This is a genomic window from Trichothermofontia sp. (assembly GCF_053493415.1).
In genome coordinates this window covers 1-5,473 of record NZ_JBRCAD010000096.1, presented here as the reverse complement: position 1 = coordinate 5,473, position 5,473 = coordinate 1, and the positions used below count along the sequence as shown (strand labels likewise).

The 5,473-nt window shown below is 56.8% G+C and carries 2 protein-coding genes; one reads left to right on the top strand and one right to left on the bottom strand.

Features of this window, described 5'->3' with window-relative positions:
• Positions 1-13: 13 nt before the first annotated feature.
• Positions 14-2,614: a two-partner secretion domain-containing protein gene (locus tag ACWIUF_RS08155; RefSeq protein WP_448571793.1), complete on the bottom strand. Its 2,601-nt coding sequence runs from the start codon at positions 2,612-2,614 to the stop codon at positions 14-16.
• A gap of 704 nt (positions 2,615-3,318) precedes the next feature.
• Here ACWIUF_RS08155 and dxs point away from each other — a divergent pair.
• Positions 3,319-5,232, top strand: a complete 1,914-nt coding sequence (gene dxs / locus ACWIUF_RS08150; protein ID WP_448571792.1) for a 1-deoxy-D-xylulose-5-phosphate synthase — start codon at positions 3,319-3,321, stop codon at positions 5,230-5,232.
• Positions 5,233-5,473 lie beyond the last annotated feature (241 nt).

Genomic DNA, 5,473 nt, shown 5'->3' with positions numbered 1-5,473 from the left:
GATCGGGATGAACTCATACTGGTCGCTGGACGAGGGGAAGCGGGACCGGACGTTCAACCGTATTTAAGGGCGGAGAGAAACTCGCATTTCGGACCTCCTGGACCGCGATCGTGAAGCCCGGTTCAAGCCCAACCGTGTCCGGCGGCGGCGTATAGAGCAACGTATCATTGAGCAAGATCCGGGTTTCCCCAGGTACCACATCGAACGGTATCCCGCCCCCTCGCTGTACCTGAAGCGTTCCCCCTGTCTCAACACTGGTAATCAGAAAGCCTGAATCGGGCAGGAATACCACCCCATCAGAGGACAGCCGATCGCCATCGGGGTCAAACGCACTCAGTTCTAAAGCAAGCACCGGAAAGGCATAGGTTTGATTCTCGATCGGCCCCGTAATCGTGAAGGTTGCGGTCAAAATTGGGGGGCTGTTGATGGAGGTAATGGTCATTCCATTGGGTGTACCCGGTGCTGCGCCCCCTGCCGGTAGCATGGGAAAAACCGTTGTAGGGCTGAGAGTTCCCGTGGCGACGATCGCGCCTGCCGTTCCATTGTTGGTCGCATCTCCCACGACAAAATCATAGTTTTCAGGCCCCCCCCCGTGGGTAATGCTGACGGTTCCTGCTGGTGAACCCGTCGTACAAATACTGTTGCCGAGACAACTAGAAGGCGTCGCCACGATCGTATCCAGTATACGTACCGTCCCCCTCGCTGCCCGCAAATTCACATTGCCACCGGCCCCCTCACTGACCCCTTCGGCTCGCAAACTCCCCGCCACAATATTACCGAGGCCCACTTCAATATCGATGTTCCCAGCATCCGTCACCGTGAAACCAGGTGGTGGCGGCGGCGGCGGCGGTACGGGCGGCGGCGGAAACGGGGGCGGTACAGGCGGTACGACAAAAAAGACGGGGCTGGTATCAATGGTCCCGGCGGTAAAGTTCACGCTGCGGCTGGTGAAATCCCCCCCATTGGTCGCAATCAAACCATTGATGGTGACAACGCCACTGGGAGCTGATAGGCGAACATTCAGGGGGTTATAGTCCGAGCGAATGGAGCTATTGATGGTGATGTTGTTATCAGCGCTCAGGCTCAACGTTGCCGCGCCCCCAGCCACAATCTGATTGGACGCATTAAAAACGGCAGTTTTGAAAATAGGGGCCGATACCGTAATATTCCCCTGCCCCCCAGTCCCGCCCGCCGTGGTGATCAAGACACTGGTCCCCTGGCTCAGGGTATCGGAAATTTGCTGGGCATTGATATTGGCTGTCGCCCCACTGGGATTAAAGTTAGGACCGGGATTAGGGGGGTTAGTCGGACCAGCGGTAATGGTGATATCGCTGGGGTCTAGGAGCCAAGTGCCTGGTTGGCCTTGCGGGGCGGAGGCGTCTACCCTGGCATCGGCAACATCCAATCCCAACTTGCCAGAAGTCTCGACTAACCCCCCATCACCGCCCGCAGGTCCCCCCTGGGCCGAAATGCGACCATAAAAGCGGGTGGTGTCATCAGCCCAAACAATCACCTGGCCACCGTCACCCTTAGTGAGGGCATCGGCTCGGATATGGGTATTCGTATCGGTATAGGTTGCGTTGGCATTTGGGACCGCACCCAGACCTTGATAATCGCCACCAATCCGCACGGTGCCACCCCTCGTGCCCGAGGCATTAAGCTCAGCCCCCAGCAGACCCACGTGTTCACCGAAGAGATTGACGTTGCCCCCAGGGGCTTGCGTAGACGCGGCATTGACCTGACCGGTGACGATCGCCGTTCCGGATTCCGTTGGGACTACCACGCCCGATCCCTGTAATTGCACACGCCCATCTGGCATCACGGCTAACCCGGTTGCCCCACTCACATTCCCCCCCGTCAGCAGTTCCGGGAGGGAGGGGGTCGCTAAACCGGCATTTTGAGCCGTCAGTGGGGTCATTTCCAGACTCAACAAGTGTCCAGGCTGGCTCAGACGAATCAGATTTGCGCCCGGTACCGCCGCGATCGTCACCTCGCCGCCAGGAGCAGACAGGTTGCCCGTGTTGATGACCGTCCCCCCGATGAGGCGCAAATTGTGACCGGGCGGGACCGTAAGATTACCGGCTTGGACGATCGCGCCGGGATGCGCCGTGGCAAAAGTAAATTGATTAGGTGTACCGACTAATTGGGCATAATCCGGGGACCCGATCGCCGTCAGCCAACCCTGATTAAAGCCAATTCCAGTGGCGGTTACTGCCGTAAAATCCGCAGGTACATTCAAAGCTGCATTCGGGCCAAACATAATCCCGGCTGGATTGAGCAGGAACAGATTGGGATTCCCCCCACTGATTTGAATTAACCCATCAATGTAAGAAGCATCACCCCCCACAATGCGGCCTAGAATATTCCGGAGTTGCGGGCTGGCCAGAAAGTTGGCAATTTGCTGTTTGCTGAGGTTAAAACGCTGAAAACTGTGAAATAAATTCGCCCCATCGCGAGAGGTTTTGCCCCCTTCGATCTCAAAACGTTCGCCCACAGGACGCACAATGGTACCGGTCCCATCGGCGGCAGGGACAATGGGTTGGGCCACGGCAACCCCTAGGAATAGGGTGCCTGCGATCGGGAAAACAATGACCAGTGGTAGCAGGTATTTCATCGCTAGAAGCCCTTCCGCAAACAACTCACATCTCTCGACAAATCAACCCCGACAGTTCGCAAGATTCCCAATCACGCGCCAATTTCCCCAAGGCGATCGTCATGCCAAAGAGTCAACACACCCGTCTGGGTAGTTTCCTATTCTTACCTTTATAACGACTTTATGATCCGAATGTATAGAGACTGGGGGAAGTCTTGCCACAATTTTCCCAGCATGGCGGGTTACTGTACGGTTAGCCATGTTAGGGACAGGATGTGAAGGTGGCCTAGGAACCTGAAGGTTGGTACCGATTGCCCCGATCCAGGTTCAATCCGATCCGAGAAAGATGACGCCCCCTCGTTAAAGAACATGGTTAGTTTGAAGAAAAATGAAGATCTCTGAATCAATGCGTTTCGCAGGATCGACCAAACTTGTACGCTACTCAGAGGACTGGTTTAGCCTCTGTAAGTCCTTGCCCGTCCTCAGTCAATCCAGCCCTGGCTATTCCTGTGCCCATTGCTGAGCCAAAGTACTTACTGTGTGGACTGCTTGTTTTACCGTCCGGGTTTACGCGGGGTACAGACACGGGGCAAGGATCATCGCAATGGACGGTACGCTGAGGCGTCGTGCCACGCTCGCACCTTCGTGGCAGGTTACAGAAGTTAAAATTCAGGCAGGTAACCATCCCTGATCGCTATCCCCATTGACCTAGAGAGTTTTGCTGTATGCATTTGAGTGAACTGACGCATCCCAACCAGTTGCATGGCCTATCGATCGCGCAACTGGAACAAATCGCCCGTCAAATTCGTGAGAAACACCTCCAGACGATCGCCGCCAGCGGGGGGCACCTGGGACCAGGGCTAGGCGTGGTTGAACTCACCCTCGGCCTATATCAGACCCTCGACCTCGATCATGACAAGGTACTCTGGGACGTGGGCCACCAAGCCTATCCCCATAAGCTGATTACGGGCCGCTACAACCAATTCCACACCCTACGGCAGAAGGATGGCGTCGCGGGCTATCTCAAGCGATCGGAAAGCCGGTTTGACCACTTTGGGGCCGGTCACGCTTCCACCAGTATTTCCGCTGCTCTGGGAATGGCTCTCGCCCGTGACCTGAAGGGCGAAACCTTTAAGGTGGTGGCGATCATTGGCGATGGTGCCCTAACTGGGGGGATGGCCTTGGAGGCGATCAACCATGCCGGTCATCTGCCGAAGACCAATCTAATGGTGGTCTTGAACGATAACGAGATGTCGATCTCCCCTAACGTTGGGGCGATCTCGCGCTACCTGAACAAAATGCGCCTGAGTCCGCCGATGCAGTTCCTCAGCGACAACCTGGAGGAGCAATTTAAGCACTTACCCTTCGTGGGCAATTCCCTATCGCCGGAGTTGGAACGGCTCAAGGGCGGCATGAAGCGGCTGGCGGTGTCCAAGGTGGGGGCCGTGATTGAGGAATTGGGCTTCACCTACATGGGTCCGGTGGACGGTCACAATCTCGAAGAACTCATCGCCACCTTCCAGCAAGCCCACCAGATTCATGGCCCAGTCCTCGTCCATGTGGCCACGGTCAAGGGCAAGGGCTACGAACTGGCGGAGAAAGATCAGGTGGGCTACCACGCCCAAAGTCCCTTCAACCTGGCCACCGGGAAACCGCTACCCTCCAACAAACCCAAGCCCCCCAGCTATTCCAAGGTGTTTGCCCATACGCTGGTGAAGCTGGCGGAAAATGACCCGCGCATTGTGGGCATCACGGCGGCGATGGCGACCGGTACGGGCCTGGATAAGTTGCAGGCGAAGCTGCCTAACCAGTACATCGATGTGGGCATTGCCGAGCAACACGCGGTGACGCTGGCGGCAGGGATGGCCTGTGAGGGGATGCGTCCGGTGGTGGCGATTTACTCAACGTTCTTGCAACGGGCCTACGACCAGGTGATCCATGATGTGTGTATCCAGAAATTACCGGTCTTCTTCTGTATGGACCGAGCCGGGATTGTTGGGGCTGACGGTCCCACCCACCAGGGGTTGTATGACATTCCCTACCTGCGCTGTATTCCCAACATTGTCCTGATGGCTCCCAAGGATGAGGCGGAGTTGCAGCAGATGATCGCGACGGGGGTGAACTATACCGACGGCCCGATCGCCCTGCGCTATCCCCGTGGCAATGGTTTTGGGGTGCCCTTGCTGGAGGAAGGCTGGGAACCGTTGCCGATCGGTAAGGCAGAAGTGTTACGGCGGGGTGACGATATCTTGCTGGTGGGCTATGGCTCGATGGTGCATCCGGCCCTACAAACGGCGGAAATCCTGAGCGAACATGGGATGCAGGCAACGGTGGTGAATGCCCGCTTTGCCAAACCCCTGGATACGGAGTTGTTGCTCCCCCTGGCGAAGGCCATTGGCCGGGTGGTGACCTTGGAAGAGGGGCAGATCATGGGTGGCTTTGGTTCCGCTGTGGCCGAAGCGCTGCTAGATGCCGATATCCAGGTGCCCGTGTTGCGGTTGGGGGTCCCTGATGTGCTGGTGGATCACGCCAAGCCGGAGGAGTCGATGGTAACGTTGGGTCTCACACCGTCGCAGATGGCCGATCGCATCCGCGAACGTTTCCATGTCAAGTCCCCCACACCGATCGCGGTTTCCTAGTTACTTGCTTGCTCTGCTGCCGCTGATTTGAGCCGTTCGCCGCCAGTCCAGGCAAAGGCGATCGTTCCTGGACGGCTGGTTAACCTCACTTCAGCGCTACGAGTACAGCAAAGATAACGTTTCGCAATGTTGGTAGTAACGACTTTAGTCGTTGCCAGCTAAAGCCAGCACTATGAACATGACAGAATTTACCGCAACGTTGGTAGTGCTGGCTTTAGTCGTTGCCGGCTAAAGCCAGCAC